19 protein-coding genes and 1 tRNA gene are annotated in these 23,193 nt (G+C 57.2%); 6 read left to right on the top strand and 14 right to left on the bottom strand.

Going from position 1 to position 23,193, the window contains the following annotated elements:
• Both R2A130_RS00775 and R2A130_RS00770 read right to left on the bottom strand, forming a co-directional pair.
• On the bottom strand, window positions 1–1,237 hold a 1,237-nt coding region (locus R2A130_RS00775), incomplete at its 3' end, for a hypothetical protein (protein ID WP_009462902.1).
• A 17-nt stretch (window positions 1,238–1,254) separates the two neighbouring features.
• A complete protein-coding gene (locus R2A130_RS00770; protein WP_009462901.1) occupies window positions 1,255–2,244 on the bottom strand; it encodes a membrane dipeptidase in 990 nt (329 codons plus the stop codon).
• Window positions 2,245–2,361: 117 nt separating this feature from the next.
• Between R2A130_RS00770 and R2A130_RS00765 the strand changes: the two genes are divergently transcribed.
• Entirely contained in the window at window positions 2,362–3,114 is a 753-nt protein-coding gene (locus tag R2A130_RS00765; protein ID WP_009462900.1) for an SDR family oxidoreductase, read from the top strand.
• Between the two features lie 142 nt (window positions 3,115–3,256).
• Here R2A130_RS00765 and R2A130_RS00760 read toward each other — a convergent pair.
• Window positions 3,257–3,332, bottom strand: a tRNA-Ile gene (locus R2A130_RS00760).
• Between the two features lie 126 nt (window positions 3,333–3,458).
• Here R2A130_RS00760 and R2A130_RS00755 point away from each other — a divergent pair.
• Window positions 3,459–4,190: an SIMPL domain-containing protein gene (locus R2A130_RS00755; RefSeq protein WP_009462899.1), complete on the top strand. Its 732-nt coding sequence runs from the start codon at window positions 3,459–3,461 to the stop codon at window positions 4,188–4,190.
• A gap of 205 nt (window positions 4,191–4,395) precedes the next feature.
• Here R2A130_RS00755 and R2A130_RS00750 read toward each other — a convergent pair whose 3' ends face one another.
• From R2A130_RS00750 to R2A130_RS00735, 4 genes are all read right to left on the bottom strand, one after another.
• The gene (locus R2A130_RS00750; RefSeq protein ID WP_009462898.1) at window positions 4,396–4,794 is read right to left on the bottom strand and encodes a hypothetical protein; all 399 of its coding nucleotides are present in this window, start codon (window positions 4,792–4,794) and stop codon (window positions 4,396–4,398) included.
• A gap of 152 nt (window positions 4,795–4,946) precedes the next feature.
• Window positions 4,947–5,825, bottom strand: coding sequence for an NAD(P)-dependent oxidoreductase (locus R2A130_RS00745; RefSeq protein WP_009462897.1), 879 nt, complete (start codon window positions 5,823–5,825; stop codon window positions 4,947–4,949).
• Window positions 5,822–8,128 (bottom strand): TIM-barrel domain-containing protein, encoded by a 2,307-nt coding sequence (locus tag R2A130_RS00740; RefSeq protein ID WP_009462896.1) that lies wholly within the window; start codon window positions 8,126–8,128, stop codon window positions 5,822–5,824. The genes R2A130_RS00745 and R2A130_RS00740 overlap by 4 nt, the downstream gene beginning before the upstream one ends.
• Window positions 8,129–8,163: 35 nt before the next feature.
• A complete protein-coding gene (locus tag R2A130_RS00735) occupies window positions 8,164–8,412 on the bottom strand; it encodes a hypothetical protein (protein WP_009462895.1) in 249 nt (82 codons plus the stop codon).
• Between the two features lie 82 nt (window positions 8,413–8,494).
• On the opposite strand from R2A130_RS00735, the gene R2A130_RS00730 reads away from it, so the two are divergent.
• Window positions 8,495–9,580, top strand: a complete 1,086-nt coding sequence (locus R2A130_RS00730) for an FAD-dependent oxidoreductase (RefSeq protein WP_009462894.1) — start codon at window positions 8,495–8,497, stop codon at window positions 9,578–9,580.
• On the opposite strand, the gene R2A130_RS00725 is transcribed toward R2A130_RS00730, so the two are convergent.
• The 6 genes from R2A130_RS00725 to R2A130_RS00700 all read right to left on the bottom strand — a co-directional run bounded on the left by R2A130_RS00725 (window position 9,577) and on the right by R2A130_RS00700 (window position 16,054).
• Window positions 9,577–10,002, bottom strand: a complete 426-nt coding sequence (locus tag R2A130_RS00725; protein ID WP_009462893.1) for a secondary thiamine-phosphate synthase enzyme YjbQ — start codon at window positions 10,000–10,002, stop codon at window positions 9,577–9,579. The genes R2A130_RS00730 and R2A130_RS00725 overlap by 4 nt on opposite strands.
• Window positions 10,003–10,011: 9 nt before the next feature.
• On the bottom strand, window positions 10,012–10,665 hold the full coding sequence (parA, locus tag R2A130_RS00720; RefSeq protein ID WP_009462892.1) for a ParA family partition ATPase: 654 nt from the start codon (window positions 10,663–10,665) through the stop codon (window positions 10,012–10,014).
• Between the two features lie 103 nt (window positions 10,666–10,768).
• Window positions 10,769–11,035: an HlyU family transcriptional regulator gene (locus R2A130_RS00715; protein WP_009462891.1), complete on the bottom strand. Its 267-nt coding sequence runs from the start codon at window positions 11,033–11,035 to the stop codon at window positions 10,769–10,771.
• 8 nt (window positions 11,036–11,043) lie between these two features.
• Window positions 11,044–13,122: an RNA polymerase sigma factor RpoD gene (gene rpoD / locus R2A130_RS00710; protein ID WP_009462890.1), complete on the bottom strand. Its 2,079-nt coding sequence runs from the start codon at window positions 13,120–13,122 to the stop codon at window positions 11,044–11,046.
• Window positions 13,123–13,635: 513 nt separating this feature from the next.
• Window positions 13,636–15,513, bottom strand: coding sequence for a DNA primase (dnaG, locus tag R2A130_RS17310; RefSeq protein WP_009462887.1), 1,878 nt, complete (start codon window positions 15,511–15,513; stop codon window positions 13,636–13,638).
• Between the two features lie 88 nt (window positions 15,514–15,601).
• A complete protein-coding gene (locus R2A130_RS00700) occupies window positions 15,602–16,054 on the bottom strand; it encodes a GatB/YqeY domain-containing protein (protein ID WP_040304325.1) in 453 nt (150 codons plus the stop codon).
• A 303-nt stretch (window positions 16,055–16,357) separates the two neighbouring features.
• Between R2A130_RS00700 and carA the strand changes: the two genes are divergently transcribed.
• Window positions 16,358–17,560 (top strand): glutamine-hydrolyzing carbamoyl-phosphate synthase small subunit, encoded by a 1,203-nt coding sequence (gene carA, locus R2A130_RS00695; RefSeq protein ID WP_009462884.1) that lies wholly within the window; start codon window positions 16,358–16,360, stop codon window positions 17,558–17,560.
• A gap of 28 nt (window positions 17,561–17,588) precedes the next feature.
• Here carA and R2A130_RS00690 read toward each other — a convergent pair whose 3' ends face one another.
• On the bottom strand, window positions 17,589–18,518 hold the full coding sequence (locus R2A130_RS00690) for a neutral zinc metallopeptidase (protein ID WP_009462883.1): 930 nt from the start codon (window positions 18,516–18,518) through the stop codon (window positions 17,589–17,591).
• Window positions 18,519–18,783: 265 nt separating this feature from the next.
• Here R2A130_RS00690 and carB point away from each other — a divergent pair, with 265 nt between their 5' ends.
• Together carB and R2A130_RS00680 are read left to right on the top strand one after the other, a co-directional pair.
• Entirely contained in the window at window positions 18,784–22,200 is a 3,417-nt protein-coding gene (gene carB, locus R2A130_RS00685; RefSeq protein ID WP_040304429.1) for a carbamoyl-phosphate synthase large subunit, read from the top strand.
• Entirely contained in the window at window positions 22,197–23,171 is a 975-nt protein-coding gene (locus R2A130_RS00680; protein ID WP_009462881.1) for a threonine/serine dehydratase, read from the top strand. Before carB ends, R2A130_RS00680 begins: the two co-directional genes overlap by 4 nt.
• Window positions 23,172–23,193: the final 22 nt, after the last annotated feature.

Below are 23,193 nucleotides of genomic sequence, written 5' to 3'. Positions count from 1 at the left end.
ACCACACCATTGCTGCGGCCTGCGGCTGGGTCAGATCCAGGTCGAGGGCCCAACGGTAGTTCGTTGCAAGCGTCCGGCGCAGATCACCGACCGTACCTGTCGCCTGCAATTTCCCGTCATCATTTGCGCCCATGCAATGGCAAAGACCGTCGACGAGATCACCATGCGGTTCCAATACGAGCGACGCGACAAGCTCCTGAAGAGCTTCGGAATACGCTTCGCTCCGCTGTACGATCGCGTCCCACGGCATCTGTTGCATCAGATCCGCGGAGAGGCCGGTATGGAAATCTGCAAACTCCGCCCGAAGCGCAACAATCTCCGCCTGCGCTTGCGGATCATCGACGTTCCAACTTTGGAGATGTTGCTTGGCACGGTCGCAAAGAGCGAGGAATTCATCGCCATTTGCAGCACTCTCCAACGCCCTGACGCGGGCCAGTGCAGTCTCACGCACCAGTATCCAGTTGTTCAGCAGCACAGGGTGGCTCACCAAAAAGGGCGCCATGCCAAGTCCGGTAGAATTTCCTATGCCCAAAACGCGCTTCTGCTTTTGGCCGAGTTTGGCAGCATTCTCATTACGTGCTCGTGCGACGTGCTCCACCAGCGCAAACGTAAATTCACGAATGAGATAGACCGCCAGCATTTCCAAGCGAAACGGCGCGGTTGCGGCTTCGCGGTCGGCCATACCGAACTTACCGTTTCCATACACCGCTGTGGTCCGCATCAAATAGCCGGTCGCAGCAAAAACGTCGGCATCAGGTTGGCGACCTTCCGCGAGTGCATCGACCACGTGAGCAAACAAGCGCACGGATTTATTGGCGCGAGAGACCACCAGCACTTTAGGGTGATAGCGCCCGGCTTCCTGCGTCTTCGCGTTGCGACCCAGATGATCGATGTCATCAGCCGTGGGAACGCCGTCGAATAACACAAAGCAAGCGTCCCACGCGGTGGCTATAACGCGGTCGGACCGATCCGCATCATCAAGCGCGCAGGTCCACGCGATCAGCGTCATGCGCCGACCGTCGAGAGTAAGCGAAAACGTAGCGTGGCCAAACCCGGCCGCGTCCCATTCAGTCTCCGTATCCACATCACACCCCTGCGCCGCAAGATCGCGCAGCAGCGACCGCAGGAACGAAAGCCGCGTTGGAAACGACACGCCCATACGCGACAGCCGCATGATGTCGGATGCCGGACGCAACGGCGTTTGCGGTAAAATCTCTATGTTCTCTTCAATGCTCATAACGTCCTCCCCGACGTTTAGCTGGTGGCTGGCCCGAAACTCGTTTCGTAAAAGCGCAACCAGTTGTCGCCCATAATGCCATCGATTTCGTTTGCAGCAAAACCGGCGTCAGCCAAACCGGCGCGCAGGTTTCCAAAGTCGCGATTGTCCACAAACCACTCCGGCTGGGGCGGGAAACCGGCGTTGGATGCGGAGCCTTCGCCATAATCCATCTGCTTCGACCAACGGCCATTCCGCATCCATTCGACAACACTGTCCGGTTGGTCCTGGCAAAGGTCGGAGCCGATACCGAGATGCTCTGCGCCGTAGTGTTCAGCAGCATCGGCAATGGCCTTACAGAAGCTTTCCAACGTGCAATCGCTGCCGTCTTTCAGGTGGTGCGGGTAGAGCGAGAAACCCAGCATACCGCCTGCGTCCGTCAGCGCCTTCAGCACCTCGTGCGATTTGTTGCGCAGTGCCGGATGCCAAGCGTGAGGGTTCGCATGGGTAATCGCGATGGGCCGCGCAGAGAGCTCGATCGCTTCCAGCGTTGAGCGGTCGGCGGAATGGCTCATGTCGATCACCATGCCGACACGGTTCATCTCGGCAATCGCCTGCTTGCCGAAGCGCGTAATGCCCGGGTCTTCCGCCTCGTAACATCCCGTCGCAAGCAGCGACTGATTGTTGTAGGATAGCTGCATGAACCGCCCGCCAAGCCGGTGCAGAATTTCGATCAACCCGATATCATCTTCCATCGGCGATGGGTTCTGAAATCCGAACAGAATCGCGGTCACGCCGTCGCGTTTTGCAGCGCAGACATCGTCTGCCGTGTAGGCCATGCGGATGAGATCGGGGTAGCACTCGAACCAGCCGTTCCACTGTTCGATATTCGAGACCGTCTCACGAAACTGCTCGTGGTAGGCGATGGTGACATGCACAGCATCCACCCCGCCCTCACGCATCTGACGGAAAATCTTTTCCGACCAGTTGGCATATTGTAGATTATCGATGGTGAAATGGCTGGTCATGGCAAATTTCTAGCACGGTTTTCGCCCGGCTTCGATACGCGATCACGACATGGCTTTGCCAGTCGCGACCCAACCCCTTATGTATAAATTCAATCGATACAAAGGAACCTTCGCCCCATGTCAGAAATGTCTAAAATCGCTCTCGTCACCGGCGCTTCATCCGGGATTGGCCGCAACGCAGCATTGAGCCTGTGCAAAGCAGGTTGGACCGTTATTGGCACGGGTCGTCGTCAGGATGCGCTGGATGAAACGGCAGCTCAAGCAAGCGGCGGCGAAATGGTCGGCATCGCAGCAGACGTGACCAACGAAGCCAGCGTGGACAATTTGTTCGCGGAAATCGCCAAGCGTTTTGGAAAGCTGGATTTCGTCTTCAACAATGCCGGCAACAACGTACCCGCCACCAATTTCGGCGATCTGACGCTGGATCAGTGGAACACTGTCATGTCGGTGAACCTCAACGGCGCATTCCTGATCGCCAACCGCGCCTACGCCATGATGCGCGACCAGAAGCCGAGCGGCGGCCGCATCGTCAATAACGGTTCGATTTCCGCCCATGTACCGCGCCCCGGCTCCGCGCCTTACACCGCGTCCAAGCACGCGATCACAGGCCTGACGCGATGCATCTCGCTGGACGGTCGCCCGCTGGGCATTTCCTGCGGCCAGATCGATATTGGCAACGCAGCGTCCGACATGACAGCGCGCATGAGCGGCGGTGTTCCACAGGCCGATGGAACCATGAAAAGCGAGCCAACAATGGATGTGCAAAATGTCGGCGACGCCGTCGTTCACATGGCAAGCCTTTCGCCAGACGCAAACATCCTGTTCATCACCGTAATGGCCAACGAAATGCCATTCGTCGGCCGTGGCTAACTTGTGGTGTTGTCCGTTCCGGGCTGGTGAGCGCAGCGAACGACGGCGAAAAGCCGTCCGGCGAGCAATCCCGCCGCCCTCGCGGAGCGATTGGCAACGCCAAACTGCGTGAGCGCAAGAAAATCCAATGGCCAAAGGCCATTGGTGGGTCTGGAGGGACTCGAACCCCCAACCAAGCGGTTATGAGCCGCTGGCTCTAACCATTGAGCTACAGACCCTGCACGGCTCCGATAGCGCACAGTGCAGGTTTCAACAAGCATCGGTTTGGACACATTTCAGCTTTGCCATATTTCGTGCGGCATTTTGCTCATTGATGCGCACAATTGAAAAACAGGAAATTTCTTATGCGCACACTTTCCATTGCAGCCATCATTCTGGCAGCGACCGCATCCATTCCAGCTATTGCCGAAGACACAACGCCTAAGCCCGGCGTGATTTCTGTATCCGCCACGGGCAATGCAGATGTAGCGCCAGACATGGCGATTTTGAATTTGATGGTTATGCGCGAAGCCGAAACCGCACGTGCAGCGCTTGATGCCAACACGCAGGCAATGGCAGCGGTGCTGACAGATATGAAGGCCGAAGGAATCGACGAGCGCGATTTGCAGACATCGAACTTCAACATAAATCCGCGCTATTTCTATCCGCCACGCAAGAATGACGGAACGCAAAAGCCGCCGCGCATTGTTGGCTATGTCGTGACCAACGGTTTGACGGTGCGCGTGCGTGATCTGGGCAAGCTTGGCACGATCCTTGATCGATCAGTGACGCTTGGCGTCAACAGCGGCGGTAACGTTCGGTTTGCGAACGATGATCCGGCAGAAGCCATCAATCAGGCCCGCAAGAACGCGATGGAAAATGCCATCGCTAAAGCCACGATGCTGACGGAAACCGCAGGCATTGGTCTGGCGCGCATCACGCAAATCAGCGAACAGAATCGCGGGCGTCCCCGGCCGCAGGCAATGGCCATGGCACGCTCTAAAATGGCTGCAGATGAAGCGGCACCTGTGCCGATCGCGGCAGGCGAAAACAGCTATAGCGTGACGGTGAATGTGACTTGGGAGTTGGCGCAGTAGGCCAAAGCCACACATTTCTGAGCGCCTGCAACCTAATTTCTCTAAGCGGGCAAAGCACCAACTCAGCTTCAGCACGAAGGGCACCGGCACCCAAGAAAAAGGGGCACCCTTTTTCCAAACAAAAAAAGTCCCGCCGGGCACGGCGGGACTCTCTTCGGGTGATGCTCGTCAGGCGGTCAGGCCGGGCGAATCGTTGTTGCCAGAGTTACCGGGCACGAACGAAACGCACCGGGCAAGACCGATGACGACCGAAGCCGATGACCACGCGGTCGCCCCACTGGCGGCCTGCAACCACAAGGCCACGACGGCCCTGACGGATGACATGTGCGCGGCGAATGCCGTTACGACGGGCCTTGCGCAGTGCGCGGGCCGGGCGGCAAGAACGAGCGTGGCGAGGACGGTAGCGATCATGGCGGTAGCCGCGATCGCGACGGAAACCGCGGTCGCGATTACCGACGTGAATGCCGACACCGGGACCACCGATGGAAACGCCGAAACGAACGTCGCCAGCCTGTGCTGCAGTAGTGGTTGCTGCCGTTGTTGTGATTGCGCCAAGCGCGATTGCACCGGCGACGAAAGCGGATTTCAAAGATGACATCATCATGGGAACTCTCCTCATTCAGTCGCCGCTGGGTGAATTTGAAGCGGGTGGGCAACCGATGAAGACAGGTTTAGAGGCGCAGCGCTGAACCGAACCGGAACAGCGCATTCATGTGACGTTCAGCTTGAGAGAAAGGCGGACTAACCGCCTCGCAATTAGCCCATAGGCGCGCGCAGAACCTTTGTCGGCACAGCGTCGAATACCTCATCAGGTACGAAGAAATCCGCCACCAACTGCCCGCCGGGCTCGTGGGCATAGATATCAAAATCGGAGACGCCTTCTTCGCGCAGCACTTGTTCATCGATGAAAAACTGGCCGGTGGTCTCTTTCGAATCGCGCGTCAGAACAGCGTGGGCAGCATCAGCCATAATCTCAGGCTTGCGGCTCATCTTCGCCATGGAGTCACCGCCCAACAGGTTGCGAACCGCTGCTGTGTCGATTGCCGTCAGCGGCCAAAGCGAGTTGACCGCGATACCCTGCTTGGCAAATTCTGCGGCCATGCCCAGTGTGCACATGGACATGCCGTATTTCGCCATCGTGTAGGCAACGTGCGGCGCGAACCATTTCGGGCTCATGTCCAATGGTGGCGCGAGGTTAAGGATATGCGGGTTAGTGCCCTTCGCCAGATGCGGCAAGCACAGTTTGGAAACGAGGAACGTGCCGCGCGTGTTGATCTGATGCATCAGATCGAAACGCTTCATGTCTGTCATCGGCGTGGGTGTCAGTTGAATAGCGGACGCATTGTTGATGCAAATATCAATGCCGCCAAATTTCTCAATCGTGGCATCCACCGCGGCCTGCACGATGGCTTCGTCACGAATATCGCAGACGACCGGCAGTGCTTTACCGCCAGCAGCCTCAATCTCTTCAGCAGCGGTATAAATTGTTCCCGGCAATTTTGGATGCGGCTCGGTCGTCTTCGCCGCGATCACCACATTCGCTCCGTCGCGGGCAGCACGCAGCGCAATTGCAAGGCCGATGCCACGCGAACCGCCGGACATGAAGATGGTTTTGTCTTTGAGATTGGCGGTCATAGCGGAACCTGAAGCGAAATGGATGGAACAGCGCTTTCGTAGCGGATCGGCACGGGCGGCGCACCCTTCATAAGCGCGGTTTTATGAAGCGCCGCAACGCCATTCGCGCATTCCAGCTCCAACCGCCAGTGACATGCATCACCAGCAAAATGATCAAAACCATCTCCAGCATCCGTGAAGAATGCAGATGAGCGCGTGACACCGTCTACGGGATAGCACCGCAGCAAAACCTCCGTCGCGTCGTGGGGTGAATTTATCTGCCATCCTACAGCTTGCGGCAGCACCGTGCCGCCACGAATGAAGACGGGTAAGAGGTCGAGTTGAACGGAAATAGTGATTGTCTCACCGCCCGTAAAATACTCGCCGGTCGCAAAATCAAACCAACCTTCTTCAACGGAAGGGAGATACACGTGCACTTGTCGAGCGCCCTCTTCCACCACTGGCGCCACTAGCACGTGTTCGCCAAGCATAAATGCATCATTGCCTGCACGACAGGCTTCATCGTTGAAATAGAAGAAGGTCGGCGCGATCATTGGCGCGCCTGTCGTGTGGCACTCGTAGGCCAGCGTGTAGAGCAACGGCATGAAGCGGGCACGCAGATCCATAGCGGCTTTGATCGCCGGAAACGCATCCTCATGCATCCAGGGCAAGTTTGGAATGTTGTCGAACTGCGCCTTCCATGAATTCATCACGCAACGCGGGTGCAGCGCCATCATTTGAAACCACCGTACCAACAATTCGGACTCAGGTGGAGGACCATCGAAACCACCAATATCATGGCCTGTGAACGGGAAGCCGGACAGCGACATCGAAAGCCCCTGTCGCAGGTTCCACTTCAGCGTGTGCCACGATGTGCGATTGTCACCGGACCAACTTTCTCCGTAGCGCGCTATGCCAATCGGTCCGGCTCGCGAAATTCCCCAAGGCCGCTGTGAAGGTGCATGGGCTGTCATTGCATCGCGGCTGGCGCGGGTCATAAGCAGTGCATGGACAGGCCGCGTTTCCATGCCAGGCAGCGGCGAGCTGAACCCATCAATAGTGGCAGTTTCGTCCCAGAGCTCGGCCTCGTTGTTATCGTTCCAGACGATGTCGAAACCCGGTCCCAGCACCTGCTCCGCGACATTGCGCTGCCACCATTGGGAAGCTTCCGAATTGGTGAAATCCAACTGCGCACCGTGTCCGCCCCAGAACATCTCGATTGCGGGCGATCCATCGTCGCGCTTTACAAACCAGCCGTCTGACGCTGCCTGTTCAAACGCATTATGGCCGGTCAACAGGACCGGCTTTACATTCGCCGCAGTGCGATAGCCCATGGCGCGAAGTTGTTTGAAAAATGCGAGCCGGTCGGGGAAACGTCCCTCATTCCAGTTGAAAACGTAACGCAGACCATCAGCACCAGCGGTGTAGCCAGACCCCAGATGTATCTGCGACAGCGACAGCCCGCGCTCGCGTGCCTCATGGGCAAAGTTGAGGATCACCTGCTGTGCCTGTGGGTGGTCGGCATGGTGCATGGTGGTGAAACCAAAACCCAATGCATGGCGCGGGGGCATGGCGGGCATGCCGGTAAGCCGGTGCAAGTTAGCTACCGCTTCCCCAACGCTCGGCCCCGCGAGCACGTAAAGCACGCAGCCCTTCTCGTTCATTTCCACATGGCGAAAGCGTTCGAAATAGTTGGAGTGTTCCGCCCCCAGATCGAACACTGTCTCGGCCATCGTGTCGTAAAGCAGTCCAGCGGAAGCATCTGGATTAGACACGATCACCCAAGGCGCATGTTTATAAAGCGGATCGGACGTCTCGGCGTTGTAGCCCAGCGCATCGCTTTGCAGGCATCTTAGGCGACGCCCCGTCCGGTCGAGCGGACCGGATTTATCGCCCAATCCGTAGTGGGCTTCGTCTTCGCCAAGAGCTTGAAAATGTTTGAGCTGACCGCTCTTTTCGAACCACTGCCAAGCCCCATTGGCGCGGTCGCGAAACAGGTTGCGCCACTCGACATCCACAAGTTGTTCCACCTGCATTTGCAGTGGACCATCGGTAGCAATCACAGACACTCTTAGTTGGCGCTTATCGGCTTCATGGGCGGGGTAACCGTAAGTTGAAAGCCGGTCCCGTCCTTCCACTTCAACATCGCCTTCGGGGGAGATCATCCATGTGCGATCCACGGTCAAACCTTCGCTGGGAATGACAGCAATGCGGACGATATCCGACGCAAGATAATCGACTGAAAGCCGAAATCCTTCGCTCAGTTCTGAGGTGAAACCTGCCGGTGTGGAAACCGGCTCGCCAATTGTTCGTAAAATACCCATGACCTTACGATTGCAGAGCAGAAGACCTCACGCAATCAGGGGGCTACGTCTTCTTCATCATCGCTGGACAGCGCCCTTGCTGTACCCCCGACTACGGCCTTGGTGCCGCGATAGGCCAGCTTGCCAGCGCCAACAGTGCCTTTAACGGCCAGCTTTGCTGCGCCGACAGTCGTGCCCACAACGGCGCCGGTGACGACGGCAGCCGCGCAACCGTGGAGCGCAAACGCGCTGCATAAAACGACCACTTTAATGATCACGTTGAAGTGTGATGATCTGCCTGCCATGGGGTGTTTCCTGTCGTGATCTTCCCCACCTTTACGCTTAGGGGTGAAGATCGCCTTAGCGAACCACAATCGAGCCCAAACTATGCCCACAGACCAAGCAGACGTAGCGATTATCGGTGCTGGCCTTAGCGGCTTAGCCTGCGCCTTACGGCTTCATCAGGCAGGGCTGAAAATCACCGTACTGGAAGCAGCATCACGCCCCGGTGGGCGCATCGGGGTCTTTGCGGACGCAGAAGGCACAACAATCGGCGATCTCGGTCCAACATGGGTCTGGCCGCGAGCCCAAGCGACCGTAAGTCGATGGGTAGACGAATTTCGTGTGCAACCTCTCCCCCAATATGAAACAGGCGATGCTGTCGTGGAAACCCGCCGCGATGAGCCGCCGCGCAAAACGCCACTACCGGGCCAATGGGGCATGACGCGGCTTGTGGGCGGGCCTTGGTCGTTGATCAGCGAGATTGTGAATTTGCTACCGCCGGAGACTGTTCGGACCAACGAACCAGTCACGGAATTCTGCGACATAGGCGGACATTTAGAAGTGAGCGGTAAAACAGGTTCCGTCGCGCAGGCGCGGCAAATTGTGGTGGCCACACCGTTGCGCATCGCAGCAGCAAACATGAAATTTCACGGCATGCTGGACAGCAGCACACTTCAGTTGATGGCCGCAGCACCCACTTGGATGGCCACGCAGGCCAAAGTGGTGATCGGCTACAAACAAGCGTTCTGGCGCGAGGCAGGTCTATCCGGACGCATAGCCAGCCATGTTGGACCAATGGTGGAAGTGCACGACCATTGCGGACCTGAAGCATCACCAGCAGCACTTTTCGGCTTTCTCGGCGTGCCGCCGGAAGCCAGGCAGAACAATCGCGACGAGTTGCGCACCGCAATAATCGATCAATTGATCAATTGCTTCGGCCCGGCCGCATCGGAACCAAAGCATTTGCATATCGAGGATTGGGCACAGAACCCGTTCATATGCGCCGATCAAGACGGGAATGGACCGGGCAATCATCCCAGCGTTTTGACACCTGCATTGCGTGGAGGCTTTGCAGGAAATCGTATTCGGTTCGCCGTGGCAGAGACAGCAACACAGTCGCCGGGACTGATTGATGGCGCACTTGAAGCTGGCCAAAGAGCAGCAGCGCAAGTACTGGAGCAGTTGGCTTAAGCCAAGTGCAAAACGATCCGCCTGCTATGCGGGCGGTGACGGTGTTCGAATAGAAACAGGCCCTGCCAGGTGCCGAGCATCATACGTTTGTCATTCACGGGCACCGTCAACGAAGTCTGGGTCAGCGCAGCACGAATATGGGCTGGCATGTCGTCCGGCCCTTCCATCGTGTGACGCATCCACGCCATCGACGGATCATCGCCGTCCGGTGCAATACGTCGGAAATACTCGTTGAGGTCCAACGGCACATCAGGGTCAGCATTTTCCTGAATGAGCAGCGAGCATGAGGTATGTTGGACAAATGCCGTAAGAAGCGCAGGGCCATCAGCGCTTTTGGCCACGAAATTGGCGGCGGCACGGGTGAACTCTATAAGCCCCGGGCCCTGCGTCGCGATTTCGATAGTGGTTTGCGATGCGGGCACGAAAGTAGCCTAGTTGCTCGCCAGAAATGCGCGGACCTCTGCCGCAAGCGCCCTCACCTCATCGGCACCTTTGGAACTTCGCTCACTTTCCGTAATCGTCAGTCCGCTGCCCATTGAGGATGCAAAACCTGTCCGGTTACCCAATCGCGTTTCGGCCAGGTTGGCAGATAGCTCCTGGAGTGCTTCGGCGATCTCGCCCGTCAGCTTCGCACGGGGCGGCACACGGGTCAGCACGATAAGCACCGGAACACGTTCCAGCTTGGCAATTTCCAGCGTGCGGCTGGTCGCCCAAAGGTCCACCGGCGTCGGTTGAACCGGCACGATGACGAGATCAGCAGCACCCAGCGCGGGCCGCACATCCATTTCCGCTTTCGGCGGCGTATCGACAACGACCATATCGTGATCACGGCCCAGCGCGCGTATTTCGCGCCGCACGCCCCAGCCGGAAGATGTGCGAAATCCAAGCCCGGCTTTTTCTTCGCCAAAGCGTTCTTCGCGGGCTTCGAACCATTCGCCGAGCGAACCCTGCGGGTCGGAATCGAGAAGCCCGACAGACGTCTTTCCGCCATCGGCCAGTGCAACGGCAAGATGGGCCGACAACGTAGTTTTGCCTGCTCCGCCCTTTTGTTGGGACACCGTGATGACGGTCGCTTCGTCGCTCATGTAAAAAATCTCCGCCGCTGGCCGCGATGCCGGAGCATCGTGGGCCAGTCAGCGAAAGAATCAAGGGGAGCAGATGGTTACCCGCAGGCAACATCAGGCGCGATTAGCTAAAAATCCGGTCGCCCTGCTCGTCGATCACCTGCCGTGCTTTGCGCGAAAAGGCGGCATTGCACTGGTCTTTATCGGGAAACAGGTCAGCGCGAATAAGCTGATGCGTCTTCTCACCCTTGCTGATTTTGCCGGCCAATCGAAACTGACCACCTTCCGGCATCGGCGCAGGACGCAGCTCGAAATCCTTGTAAATTTCGGCTTCTACTTCAGGCGCGGCGGCATCGCCGCCGCCCCCGAAAAGTTTGCTCCAGAACGACATATCGCCCCCTAGCTATCCAAGAACGAGCGCAGTTTGCGGCTGCGGCTTGGGTGCTTGAGCTTACGCAGCGCCTTAGCTTCGATCTGGCGAATACGCTCACGCGTCACCGAAAACTGCTGGCCAACTTCTTCCAGCGTGTGGTCGGTGTTCATGCCGATACCAAAGCGCATACGCAGCACGCGCTCTTCACGCGGGGTGAGAGATGCGAGCACGCGGGTGGTCGTTTCGCGCAGGTTCGACTGAATTGCCGCATCGATAGGCAAGATCGCATTCTTGTCCTCGATGAAATCGCCGAGATGCGAATCTTCCTCGTCGCCGATCGGCGTTTCGAGGGAAATCGGCTCCTTGGCGATTTTCAGCACCTTGCGAACTTTTTCCAGCGGCATGGCGAGTTTCGTCGACAGCTCTTCCGGTGTCGGCTCGCGGCCGATTTCGTGAAGCATCTGGCGCGATGTCCGAACGATCTTGTTGATCGTCTCGATCATGTGCACCGGGATACGGATGGTCCGCGCCTGATCGGCGATAGACCGCGTGATAGCCTGACGGATCCACCACGTTGCATAGGTCGAGAACTTATAACCACGGCGATATTCGAACTTATCGACCGCTTTCATCAGGCCGATATTGCCTTCCTGAATGAGGTCGAGGAACTGCAGACCGCGGTTCGTGTATTTCTTGGCGATGGAGATGACGAGGCGAAGGTTTGCTTCGACCATTTCCTTCTTGGCGATGCGGCTTTCGCGCTCGCCTTTTTGAACCTGATGCACGATGCGGCGGAATTCGCCAGTGTCGAGGCCAGTCTCATGCGACAGCATTTGAATGTCTGCGCGCAATTCCTTGATTTCAGGCTTTTCGTTGGCGCAGAATTCTTTCCAACCCTTGGCACCCAGATTGGCAATACGGCGGATCCAGTTGGGATCGAGTTCCGCACCGCGATATTCTTCGAGGAACAATTCGCGGGCAACACCGTGCTTTTCGGCAAGGCGCATCAAGCGGCCTTCCGACTGCACGAGGCGCTTGTTGATGTCGTAAAGCTGTTCGACCAATGCTTCGATACGGTTGAGGTTCAGTTCCAGTGATTTGACCGAAACGACAATCTCTTCCTTGAGCGCAACGAGGCGTTTTTCCTGGCTCGGCGACAGCTTCTCGTTGAGCATACGCTTTTCAACGTATGTGTCCTGAAGTTTCCGCAGCTTTTTGTAGTTGCCAGCGATGGAGTCGAAGATTTCAAGAACCTTCGGCTTCAGCTCGGCTTCCATCGCGGCAAGGGACAAAGCGGCTTCATCGTCCTCGTCGTCATCATCATCGTCGGTCTTGTTTTCGCTGGAGGTATCGTCGCCGGCTTCCGGACCTTTGAGCGCTTCGACAGCGGCTTCAGGATCGGTGCCGTCTTTTTCAGCTTTGCGACGCGCAATGGCTTCGGGCGAATGTTCGCCGCCGGAACCCTGGCGCACAGCTTCGGCAACAGATGCCGGAGCGTTCGGGTTCACCGGCACGTTCTGCTTGGCATCGGGGCCAGCATAGGTGGCTTCCAGGTCGATGATGTCGCGCAGAAGAATGTTCTCTTCCAGCAGCTCGTCGCGCCAGATGATGATCGCCTGGAACGTCAGCGGGCTTTCGCACAGGCCCGCAATCATGGTTTCGCGGCCAGCTTCGATGCGCTTGGCAATCGCGATCTCGCCTTCGCGGGACAGCAGTTCGACCGAGCCCATTTCGCGCAGATACATGCGGACGGGATCATCGGTGCGGTCCGTCGGCTCTTTCTTGGCGACAGTGGCGACGGCTTTCTTGCCGGCTTCAACGATTTCGGTAGAAACCTCTTCCGGTGCCTCTTCGCTTTCTTCTTCTTCCACCACGTTGATGCCCATTTCAGACAGCATGGACATGGTGTCTTCGATCTGGTCCGGCGACACTTCGTCGGACGGCATAACCGCGTTCAACTCATCGACCGTAACAAAGCCGCGCTTTTTGGCGGCCTTGATCATTTTCTTGACCTTGTCGTCGTTCAGGTCGAGCAATGGCCGGTCTGCTGCAGCCTGTTCAGGCGTTTGCGGGGTCGGCTTTTTGGCGGTGGCGGCTTTGGCCATGGATTGTATTCTCCGTTACATGCCGCGTGCAGCGCATCGAAACCGGACGTTCCGAAAGCCTGCGGCGGTACGAAAATCGGCGGACCGATACGCTAGAAATTTATTTTGATGAAACGCTGCGTTTCATTCGCGAATCGGCAAACCCTCTCGCGCTCATTATACAATGAACGGTGTAAACTTCCGATTAACCCTGTCTCGGTTCATGACCATGCAGGCGCTCAAGGCCTCGCGGGTGACAGCGGTTGCCGCAATATGTGATTCGATACCAATGACTTCAAGGGAAATTTGCAGGGTTTCCGCCCTGAAACGTTAAAAACTGCGCGATGGACGCCCTGAAGACAGTCCAAATCCCTCGATCAACGCTTCCGTGCCGGTTTCGCTCGCCAATTCCTGCTTCAGCGCCATCAAACGTTGAAGTGATTCTTCATCCCAATTCTCGGCAAATGTGCGCTCGACCGCCTTCAACCCAGCAGCTAACGAACGCGCGCGGTTGTGCAACGCGAGTCGAGAAGATCAGCCAAACTGTTGTCGTCCATGGAACGCTCTAATTTCGACGTCCAATTCCAAATCTTTTTGAGCGTTGTCATCTTTCATTTGATGAAAAATCTCAATTTTTCTTAGGTGTAACGCAACATCGGTTGCGGAGTCGTAAGTTTTCAACTCCAATTCCAGCCTTCCAATGACATACTGGTCCAGAAGCAACTGAAAAACCTCATGAACAAGCCTGAGTGGCATGTCGGGACTCCACATTGGAAAACGCTTTTTGAGATTGTGCCCCATCATACCCGAATAAGTGTAGTGTTGGGTAAGCGCCACTTCAAAAGGCTTTCCATGTACCTCCTCCAGAACGTCGTGAAAGTCCTCGGAAAGTAATTTGTAAATTTTCGCAACATCTAAATCGTCGAATTCATCGCTAAGTCGTAATAGTTCATGGCAGAACGTTTGATAGCGATCGTCCACCATAGCAATTTCTCCAATTGACTCGTAAAATTCATACAGGACACTAGGATGATGAACAGCTAACCCCAAAATAATAGCGTCGCGGGTCGCTGGTTGATTTTGAAATTCAGAAACTAAACTTGGAGCAGGCGGCAGCTTTGAGTCGGAATTATAAAAAACGTTTGCGAGATGAGTTCGCACATACATCCGCAAATGATGCTGCATTCCTTTATCTTCGATTGAATAAACATCGGCCAAAATTGCTCGCTCAATTGCTAACTTTTCTTCGGGCTTACCAATTGGCGCATTAAACAGTCGCCGACTTATCAGAAAATCACTAGACGGCATGGCATGTGTAATAAGAGTTTTGAAGGATTGAGCGCCACGCTTTTTAACGTAGTCATCGGGATCTAGTCCGCTTGGTAGGTTCACGAATTGCGCTGATTTTTCATCCGTTAGCGTTGGTAGAATTAAGTCCATTGATCTTGAAGCCGCGCGGATACCTGCTTCATCACCGTCGAAACAAAGAACGGGCTTTGGGCCAACCTTCCAAGCTAGACCAAGTTGCTGCTCCGTAAGCGCGGTCCCTAGCGGCGCAACTGCGTTTTCGATACCAGCAGCGTGGAGAGCAATAACATCCATATAGCCCTCGCAGACCAGTAAATTACCATCCCGAGGAACAGCCTTCCGCGCCTTCGCGTAATTGTAGAGTACATTGCTCTTCGAGAAGAGTTCGGTCTCGGGCGAGTTCAGATATTTCGCAGGCACATCAGCCGAAAGCGCCCTGCCCCCAAAAGCGATGGGACGCGAACGGGCATCGAGAATCGGGAACATGATGCGGTCGCGGAACCGGTCGTAGGACACCGGAATATCCGGCCCGTGCACCACAAGCCCGCAGGCTTCGATCTGGTCTTTCGGCACATCTTTTGACGCTAGATATTCCTTCAACGCAGACCGGCTCGAGGGCGCATATCCCAACCCGAATTCGTTTTGCACGGATGTCGAAAGCCCGCGATCCCGCAAATAGGCCCGCGCCTTCGCACCGCCCGCCTCCTGCAATTGCTGGCGGAAGAAATCGACGGCCAGCTGCATCACATCGTGCAGCGTCGCCTTTTCCTTGGCGCGTTCCGCCGCTTGCGGGTCGACGGCTGGCATCGGAACGCCAGCTTCATCAGCAAGCCGCTCCACCGCTTCGGGAAAGCTGAGACCGTCCAACTCTGTCAAAAACCGGAAATGATCGCCGGAAACGCCACAACCGAAGCAGTGATAGCGGCCCTTGGAATTCTCGCAGTGGAAGGACGGTGATTTTTCGCCGTGGAATGGGCAACAGGCCCAAAAATCGCCCTTCGCCTGATTGGACTTTTTGCGGTCGAACGTAACCCGACGGCCGATGATATCGGCAATCGGGATACGGTCACGGACCTCGTCCAGAAAGGCAGGGGTAAAACGCACGATTGGCCTTAGCTGTCAGCGTGAAACAAGCCATTTCAAGCTATAGACAATTTGTCTAGCCGTCACGAGGGAACATAACAGTTAGCGACTAACCCAGCAGTTCTTTGACCACCTTGCTCGCCTGACCAACATCGAGTTGGCCGGGATAGCGGGCTTTGAGCGCGTTCATGCACTTGCCCATGTCGCGCAGGCTTTCGCCGTTCACTTCGCCCACAACGTCCTTGCAGGCGGCACGAACTTCTTCCTCGCACATTTGCTGGGGCATATATTCGCGGATGATCTCCATCTCCTCGCGCTCTTGAGCGGCGAGTTCGAGACGGTTCGATTCTTCATATATGCGCGCAGATTCTTCGCGCTGTTTGATCATCTTACCGAGGATCTGCAGGATTTCGTCGTCGCCGACCCGTTCCTTGCCGCAACCACGGTTGGAAATATCACGGTCCTTGATCGCAGCATTGATAAGCCGCAGCGTGCCAAGCTTGCGCTTTTCACCGGCTTTCATAGCGGCCTTCATGCCGTCTGTAAGTTCGTTACGCATCATCATTCTCCTGCGTGTCGAGCCGGGGCATCACACCCATCGCGGCAGTCGGTTCAAAACGGGCAAATCACATGCCCATGCTACGCAAGTGGCCTGATCTATCTGATCAACCGCAAACGCGCAATTTGATTTAACGAAGCCGCAAAGGACATTTTGCTGCAGCAATCATGTGCAACAGCGCCACTGCTCTCTTGGTGAACCGCAAATGGGTGCTATATGCCGCCCATACAACAGTCGCGACCTGCAGCAGCTGCAACCCTGCCATTCGGGTGGGAATGATGCGCGACGCTTAAAAAGGTGACCGCCATGACGACCCCAGCCCCATGGACCAAAACCAAGACCACCGCACTTTTGGTGCTGGCAGATGGCACGGTGATCGAAGGCGTCGGCGCCGGCGCGACCGGCGCAGTGGAAGCCGAAGTCTGCTTCAACACTGCGATTACCGGCTATCAGGAAATCCTGACGGACCCGTCCTACGCGGGTCAAATCGTCACTTTCACCTTCCCCCACATCGGGAATGTCGGCGCGAACGACGATGACGTCGAAACGCTGGATATGGAAAAAACCGGCGGCGTAGCAGGCGCGATTTTCAAAGAACCGGTGACCGATCCATCAAATTATCGTTCAGCAAGCCATTTCAATGACTGGATGACATCACGCGGCATAATCGCGTTGCACGGTATCGATACACGGGCGCTCACCGCACATATTCGTGAAACAGGCCTCGCCAACGCAGTGATCGCGCACGAGCCTTCCGGCGAATTCGATATAGACGCGCTGAAAAAGCGCGCCGCGAACTGGTCGGGCCTAGAAGGCACCGACTTGGCCCCTGGCGTCACGTCATCAGCACAAAACGAATGGTCGCAAAAGCCGTGGGTTTGGGATGAAGGCTATTCCGACACAGATGGCAAAGCGCACCACATCGTCGCCATGGATTTCGGCGTGAAGCGCAACATCCTGCGTCTCTTCGCCGGTCTCGACTGCAAAGTGACCGTGGTGCCCGCCAGCACATCTGCTGACGATATTCTGGCGCTCAAGCCCGACGGCATCTTCCTGTCCAACGGACCGGGCGACCCTGCAGCCACCGGCGACTACGCGGTGCCCGCAATTCAAGGCTTCATCGAATCAGGTCTGCCGATCTTCGGCATCTGCCTAGGCCACCAGATGCTGGCGCTCGCGCTGGGCGGCAAAACCGTGAAAATGCACCAAGGTCACCACGGCGCGAACCACCCCGTGAAGGACCACACGACCGGCAAGGTTGAGATCGTGTCCATGAACCATGGCTTCGCGGTAGATGGAGAAAGCCTGCCCGCTGGCGTCGAAGAGACACATATCAGCCTCTTCGACGGCACGAATTGCGGCCTTCGCGTTACCGGCAAGCCGGTCTTCGGTGTTCAGCACCACCCCGAAGCCTCACCAGGCCCGCAGGACAGCCACTACCTGTTCCGTCGCTTCGTGAACCTCATCCGCCAAACGAAGGGCGAAGCGGCTCTTGCTGAAAGCGCCTGACGGCTAGGGCCAGAAAGCGCCTAACCTCTTATCCGAAAATCTGCGTGTCGCACTGGTTCAGCTTGCCGCTTTCGTAACCGCGGTTGAACCATGTGCGGCGCTGTTCAGAAGTGCCATGGCTGAAGCTTTCCGGCACCACATAGCCCTGCGTACGCTTTTGAATCGTGTCGTCACCGATTTGCTGTGCAGCATTCAAAGCTTCATCAATGTCGCCAGCTTCCAACAGTCCCTTTTGATCGGTGTAGTAAGCCCAAATACCGGCAAAGCAGTCGGCTTGCAGCTCCACCCGAACAGACATGGCGTTCGCTGCTTCTTTGCTCATCTGGCCGCGCTGACGGTTGAATTTCGGCAAAACGCCGATCACATTTTGAACGTGGTGCCCAACCTCATGCGCGATAACGTAGGCTTGAGCAAAATCACCGGACGCGCCGAAGCGTTTAGCCAGCGTGTCGAAGAATGATGTGTCCAAATAAATCTTGCTGTCACCGGGGCAGTAGAATGGGCCGGAGGCGGAACTGGCCGTTCCACAAGCCGAACGTACCGAGCCGGTAAACATCACAAGCTTCGGTTCAGGATAATCCCGTCCCTGCTGTTGGAAAATACCGTTCCAGACATTCTCGGTTTCCTGCAGAACGACACCAACGAACTGACCCATGTCGTCAGTCGCACCGCCGGTGCGCGGTGCCTGATTCTGTGTCGTTTGCGGCGCGATTTGCGGCTGTTGCCCACCGCCACCTGCTAGAATCGCCATCGGGTCGATCCCGCATGCTTTAAGCAGGAAGAACGCGACCACCAACAAAATTATCGTACCGAAGCCACCGCCGGAAGCACGACGTATGCCGCCACCGGGAATGCGGATGCCACCGCCACGCCCGAAACCCGTGTTGCGACGACCTGCACCACCTTGGCTGCGAATATCCTCGATATTCGAGCTTTCCTTACGACCGCGCCAGCGCATTGGCGTCTCCCTTGTATAAATCTAACGTTTTAGTGCAGCTTTTGCCGCGATTTAGTCTTTAACGACCAACCTACGCCGCCCGTTCCTTTCCGGCAACGTGTTGGCAATGCAACGCGATAACGAAATTCCTGTCAGCAACCTGCCAAGCCGCACCAATGGGGTTACGCAGCCGCCCGCCCTTCCCTATAGAAACGCTTTAAGCAGTCCTTTTCTCCCCAACGTCGGCACCCGCGAGAGTGACGACGCGCTTACCCGCGAGCCTCCCATGCCAAAACGCGACGATATAGACAGCATCCTCATCATCGGGGCCGGCCCCATCGTGATCGGTCAGGCTTGCGAGTTCGACTATTCCGGTACTCAGGCATGCAAGGCACTGCGGGCCGAAGGCTACCGCATCGTGCTGGTGAACTCGAACCCTGCCACGATCATGACCGACCCGGAATTGGCGGATGCGACCTATATCGAACCGATCACACCGGAAGTTGTCGCCAAGATCATCGCCCGCGAGCGCGCAGCCTTCCCCGACGAAAAAATGGTGCTTCTGCCCACCATGGGCGGGCAGACTGCCCTGAACACCGCGCTGTCGCTTGAGAAAATGGGCACGCTGGAAGAACACGACGTCGAAATGATCGGCGCAAAGGCCGAAGCCATCGACAAGGCGGAAGACCGCGAACTGTTCCGCAACGCCATGGACAAGATCGGCCTCGCCACCCCGCGCTCCGCTTTCGTGAACACGTCCGAATTGAAGAAGAAATTCGAAGCCACACAGAAAGAGCATTTCGCCAAAGGCAGTGACCGCGCGGCCTTGCAAAAAGAATGGGACGACGGCGAGGAAATGCGTGCCGAACGTCACCGCCTCGAAGCGAAAATTCAGGCGCTCGATGCGCTGGAACGCACCGGCCTACCCGCGATCATCCGCCCGTCCTTTACAATGGGCGGCCAAGGCGGCGGCATCGCTTATACAAAAGAAGAGCTCTACGAAATCGTGCTCTCCGGCGTCGACGCCTCACCCACCAACGAGGTGCTGGTGGAAGAAAGCGTGCTCGGCTGGAAAGAGTACGAGATGGAAGTCGTGCGCGATAAGGCCGACAACTGCATCATCATCTGCTCCATCGAAAACGTCGATCCCATGGGCGTCCACACGGGCGACTCCATCACAGTCGCACCGGCGCTTACGCTGACCGACAAAGAATACCAGATCATGCGGAACGCCAGCGTCGCTGTGCTGCGCGAAATCGGCGTAGAAACTGGCGGTTCCAATGTGCAATTCGCGGTGAACCCTGCTGACGGTCGGTTGGTCGTGATCGAAATGAACCCCCGCGTATCTCGGTCATCCGCACTGGCATCGAAAGCCACGGGCTTCCCGATTGCAAAGGTCGCAGCACGTCTGGCCGTCGGCTACACGCTGGACGAGCTGGACAACGACATCACCGGCGGCGCGACGCCTGCCTCGTTCGAACCCAGCATCGACTACGTGGTAACAAAAATCCCACGTTTCGCGTTTGAAAAATTCGGCGCAGCCTCCGACACGCTCACCACATCCATGAAATCCGTCGGCGAGGTCATGGCCATCGGCCGGACCTTCAACGAGAGCCTGCAAAAGGCCCTGCGCGGTTTAGAAACCGGGCTGTCCGGCCTCGACGATATCTGGATCGACGGCTTTGAAAAAGGCGGCAACGACAACGAAAACCGCGACGCCATCCGCGCCGCTCTCGGCACCCCGCGCCCCGACCGTTTGCTCAAGGTCGCACAAGCCATGCGGGTCGGCACGTCGCTGCAAGAAATTCACCAATACTGCCGCATCGACCCCTGGTTCCTGCGCGAGATGAAAAACATAATCGACGCAGAGGCTCGCGTCATCGCCCACGGCCTGCCTGATGATGTCGACAATATGCGGATGCTAAAAGCCATGGGCTTTTCCGACAAACGCCTCGGCGCACTGGCGAACATGGAAGAGCAAGCAGTCATGGACGCGCGCAAGGCGCTGAATGTCCATCCGGTGTTCAAACGCATCGACACATGCGCTGCCGAATTCGCCTCGCCCACCGCCTATATGTACTCGACCTACGAAGTGCCGTTTGCGGGCAAGCTGCACAGCGAGACGGAGGTTTCCGACCGCCGTAAGGTGATGATCCTCGGCGGCGGACCAAACCGTATCGGCCAAGGTATCGAGTTCGATTATTGCTGCTGCCACGCCGCATTTGCGCTTGCCGATGCGGGCATCGAAAGTATCATGGTGAACTGCAATCCCGAGACCGTTTCCACCGATTACGACACATCCGACCGCCTCTATTTCGAACCACTGACCGGCGAAGACGTGCTGGAAATTATCGCTGCTGAAAAAGCCAAAGGCGACTTTGCAGGCGTCATCGTTCAGTTCGGCGGGCAAACACCGCTCGGCCTAGCAGCACGGTTGGAATCCGCTGGCGTGCCCATTCTCGGTACCGAGCCGGACAAGATCGATCTCGCCGAAGACCGCGACCGTTTCCAACAATTCCTGAATGATCTCGACCTGAAACAACCCGTCAACGGAATCGCCCGGTCCGTTGAAAACGCACGGGAAATCGTAAAACAGGTCGGCTATCCCGTTGTCATCCGACCGTCCTACGTTCTCGGCGGTCGCGCCATGGAAATTGTGCGCGATGACAGCCAGTTCGAACGCTACATCACCGAAGCTGTCGTCGTATCCGGCGACACGCCGGTGCTCATCGACAGCTATCTGACCAACGCGGTCGAGGTCGATGTCGACTGCATCTGCGATGGCGAGACCGCCCACGTTTGCGGCATCATGGAACACATCGAAGAGGCAGGCATCCACTCCGGCGACTCTGCTTGCTCCCTGCCCACCTACACGCTCGACGACGACATGCTGGACGAGCTTGAACGCCAGTCGAAAGCCATGGCCATGGCGCTCGGCGTTGTCGGTTTGATGAACGTGCAGTTCGCCATCAAGGACAGCACAATCTACGTGCTGGAGGTTAACCCGCGTGCCAGCCGCACCGTGCCATTCGTTGCCAAAACCATCGGCGCGCAGATCGCCCGCATCGCTGCCCGTGTGATGGCTGGCGAGAAGATCGCAGCCGTCTGGCCGAACCGCCCCAACAGCCGCGACCTGAAACACGTCGCCGTAAAAGAAGCCGTCTTCCCCTTCGCCCGTTTCCCGGGTGTGGACACTTTGCTTGGCCCGGAAATGCGGTCCACTGGCGAGGTCATGGGTCTCGACGATACGTTCGCGCTGGCCTTCGCCAAGGCCCAGCTTGGCGCATCCAACGACCTGCCCAAACGCGGCACCGTGTTTATCTCGCTGAAACAGGGCGACAAAGAACGCATCATCCCGTCTGCCAAAAAGCTGACCGATCTCGGCTTCACCATTCTCGCCACCGGCGGCACCCAGCGCGTGCTGGAAGAAGCGGGCATAGCCTGCACCCGCATCAATAAGGTGCTGGAGGGCCGTCCCCACATCGAAGACGCCATCCGCAACCGGCAAGTGGACCTCATCTTCAACACCACAGAGGGCGCGAAAGCACTGTCCGACAGTCGCTCGCTGCGCCAGGCCGCGCTGATGAACAAGGTGCCGTACTACACCACAGTCTCCGGCAGCATCGCCGCCGTGGACGCAATCGAAGCGATGATAAACGGCGAGATCGACGTGCGGCCCCTGCAGGAATATTTCGCAGCGTGACCGCCGGTCCTACAGCATCGGAGATCGCAGCAGCCCGCGAACAACTCGGCAAACGCATTGTTGCAACGCCGACTTTGGAACTGAACGCTTCGCGACTGGAAGGCTGGTTGCCCGAAGGCGCGACTGTCTTCATGAAAATGGAGCTGTTCCAGCAGGCCGGTTCCTTCAAAGCCCGTGGCGCAACGCTGGCCGTCGACGCGCTGACGGACGATGAACGCACCCGCGGCGTCACTGCCGTATCAGCAGGCAACCACGCACTCGCCGTGTCTTGGGCAGCCGCTCAAGCGGGTGTGTCCGCGAAAGTCGTGATGCCGGAAACTGCCGATAATATCCGCGTCGATGGCTGCAAAGCGTTGGGTGCTGAAGTCGTTCTGGTTGCTAACGTCGAAGAAGCCTTCCGCGAAGTTGCCCGCCTTCGCGACGAAGAAGGCCGCGCTTACCTCCACCCGTTCGACAGTCCATTTATGACGCTTGGCGCTGCAACAATCGGCGATGAGCTGGCAACTGCAGCGGGTCATCTCGATGCAGCCATCATCCCCGTCGGCGGCGGTGGCCTCATCTCCGGCATGGCACCTGCCATCAAGGCGCTGAACCCCGATTGTGAGATTTTCGGCGTCGAGCCGGAAGGCGCGGATTCCATGCACCGCAGCTTTGCAGCAGGCGAAGCGGTGACATTGGAGAAGGTGAACACAATCGCCGACAGCCTTGGTGCGCCCATGGCAATGCCAGATACATTCGCCCTCACCCGCGCTCATGTGGATGAAATAATCCGCCTGCCAGACACGGCATTTCCGCCCGCGATGGAAGCGCTCTACCACGCGATGAAAATAATCGCCGAGCCTGCCTGCGCTGCAACCCTGGCAGCACTTGCCGGACCGTTGAAAACGCGGCTTACCGGCAAGCGTGTCGGCATCATCGCTTGCGGCTCCAATATCTCCCGCGCCAAATTCGAGCGATTGTGCAGCATATAAATCCTTGTTGACCGCAAGAATT

This window comes from Ahrensia sp. R2A130, from assembly GCF_000179775.1.
Classification (GTDB): Bacteria; Pseudomonadota; Alphaproteobacteria; order Rhizobiales; family Rhizobiaceae; genus Pseudahrensia.
This window is presented reverse-complemented; position numbering and strand designations above follow the sequence as displayed.

Excerpts from the sequence above, each read along its gene's own strand:
- R2A130_RS00770 (WP_009462901.1), bottom strand. The coding sequence starts at position 2,244 with ATGACCAGCCATTTCACCATCGATAATCTACAATATGCCAACTGGTCG.
- R2A130_RS00765 (WP_009462900.1), top strand. The coding sequence starts at position 2,362 with ATGTCAGAAATGTCTAAAATCGCTCTCGTCACCGGCGCTTCATCCGGG.
- R2A130_RS00755 (WP_009462899.1), top strand. The coding sequence starts at position 3,459 with ATGCGCACACTTTCCATTGCAGCCATCATTCTGGCAGCGACCGCATCC.
- R2A130_RS00750 (WP_009462898.1), bottom strand. The coding sequence starts at position 4,794 with ATGATGATGTCATCTTTGAAATCCGCTTTCGTCGCCGGTGCAATCGCG.
- R2A130_RS00745 (WP_009462897.1), bottom strand. The coding sequence starts at position 5,825 with ATGACCGCCAATCTCAAAGACAAAACCATCTTCATGTCCGGCGGTTCG.
- R2A130_RS00740 (WP_009462896.1), bottom strand. The coding sequence starts at position 8,128 with ATGGGTATTTTACGAACAATTGGCGAGCCGGTTTCCACACCGGCAGGT.
- R2A130_RS00735 (WP_009462895.1), bottom strand. The coding sequence starts at position 8,412 with ATGGCAGGCAGATCATCACACTTCAACGTGATCATTAAAGTGGTCGTT.
- R2A130_RS00730 (WP_009462894.1), top strand. The coding sequence starts at position 8,495 with ATGCCCACAGACCAAGCAGACGTAGCGATTATCGGTGCTGGCCTTAGC.
- parA (WP_009462892.1), bottom strand. The coding sequence starts at position 10,665 with ATGAGCGACGAAGCGACCGTCATCACGGTGTCCCAACAAAAGGGCGGA.
- R2A130_RS00715 (WP_009462891.1), bottom strand. The coding sequence starts at position 11,035 with ATGTCGTTCTGGAGCAAACTTTTCGGGGGCGGCGGCGATGCCGCCGCG.
- rpoD (WP_009462890.1), bottom strand. The coding sequence starts at position 13,122 with ATGGCCAAAGCCGCCACCGCCAAAAAGCCGACCCCGCAAACGCCTGAA.
- R2A130_RS00700 (WP_040304325.1), bottom strand. The coding sequence starts at position 16,054 with ATGATGCGTAACGAACTTACAGACGGCATGAAGGCCGCTATGAAAGCC.
- carA (WP_009462884.1), top strand. The coding sequence starts at position 16,358 with ATGACGACCCCAGCCCCATGGACCAAAACCAAGACCACCGCACTTTTG.
- R2A130_RS00690 (WP_009462883.1), bottom strand. The coding sequence starts at position 18,518 with ATGCGCTGGCGCGGTCGTAAGGAAAGCTCGAATATCGAGGATATTCGC.
- carB (WP_040304429.1), top strand. The coding sequence starts at position 18,784 with ATGCCAAAACGCGACGATATAGACAGCATCCTCATCATCGGGGCCGGC.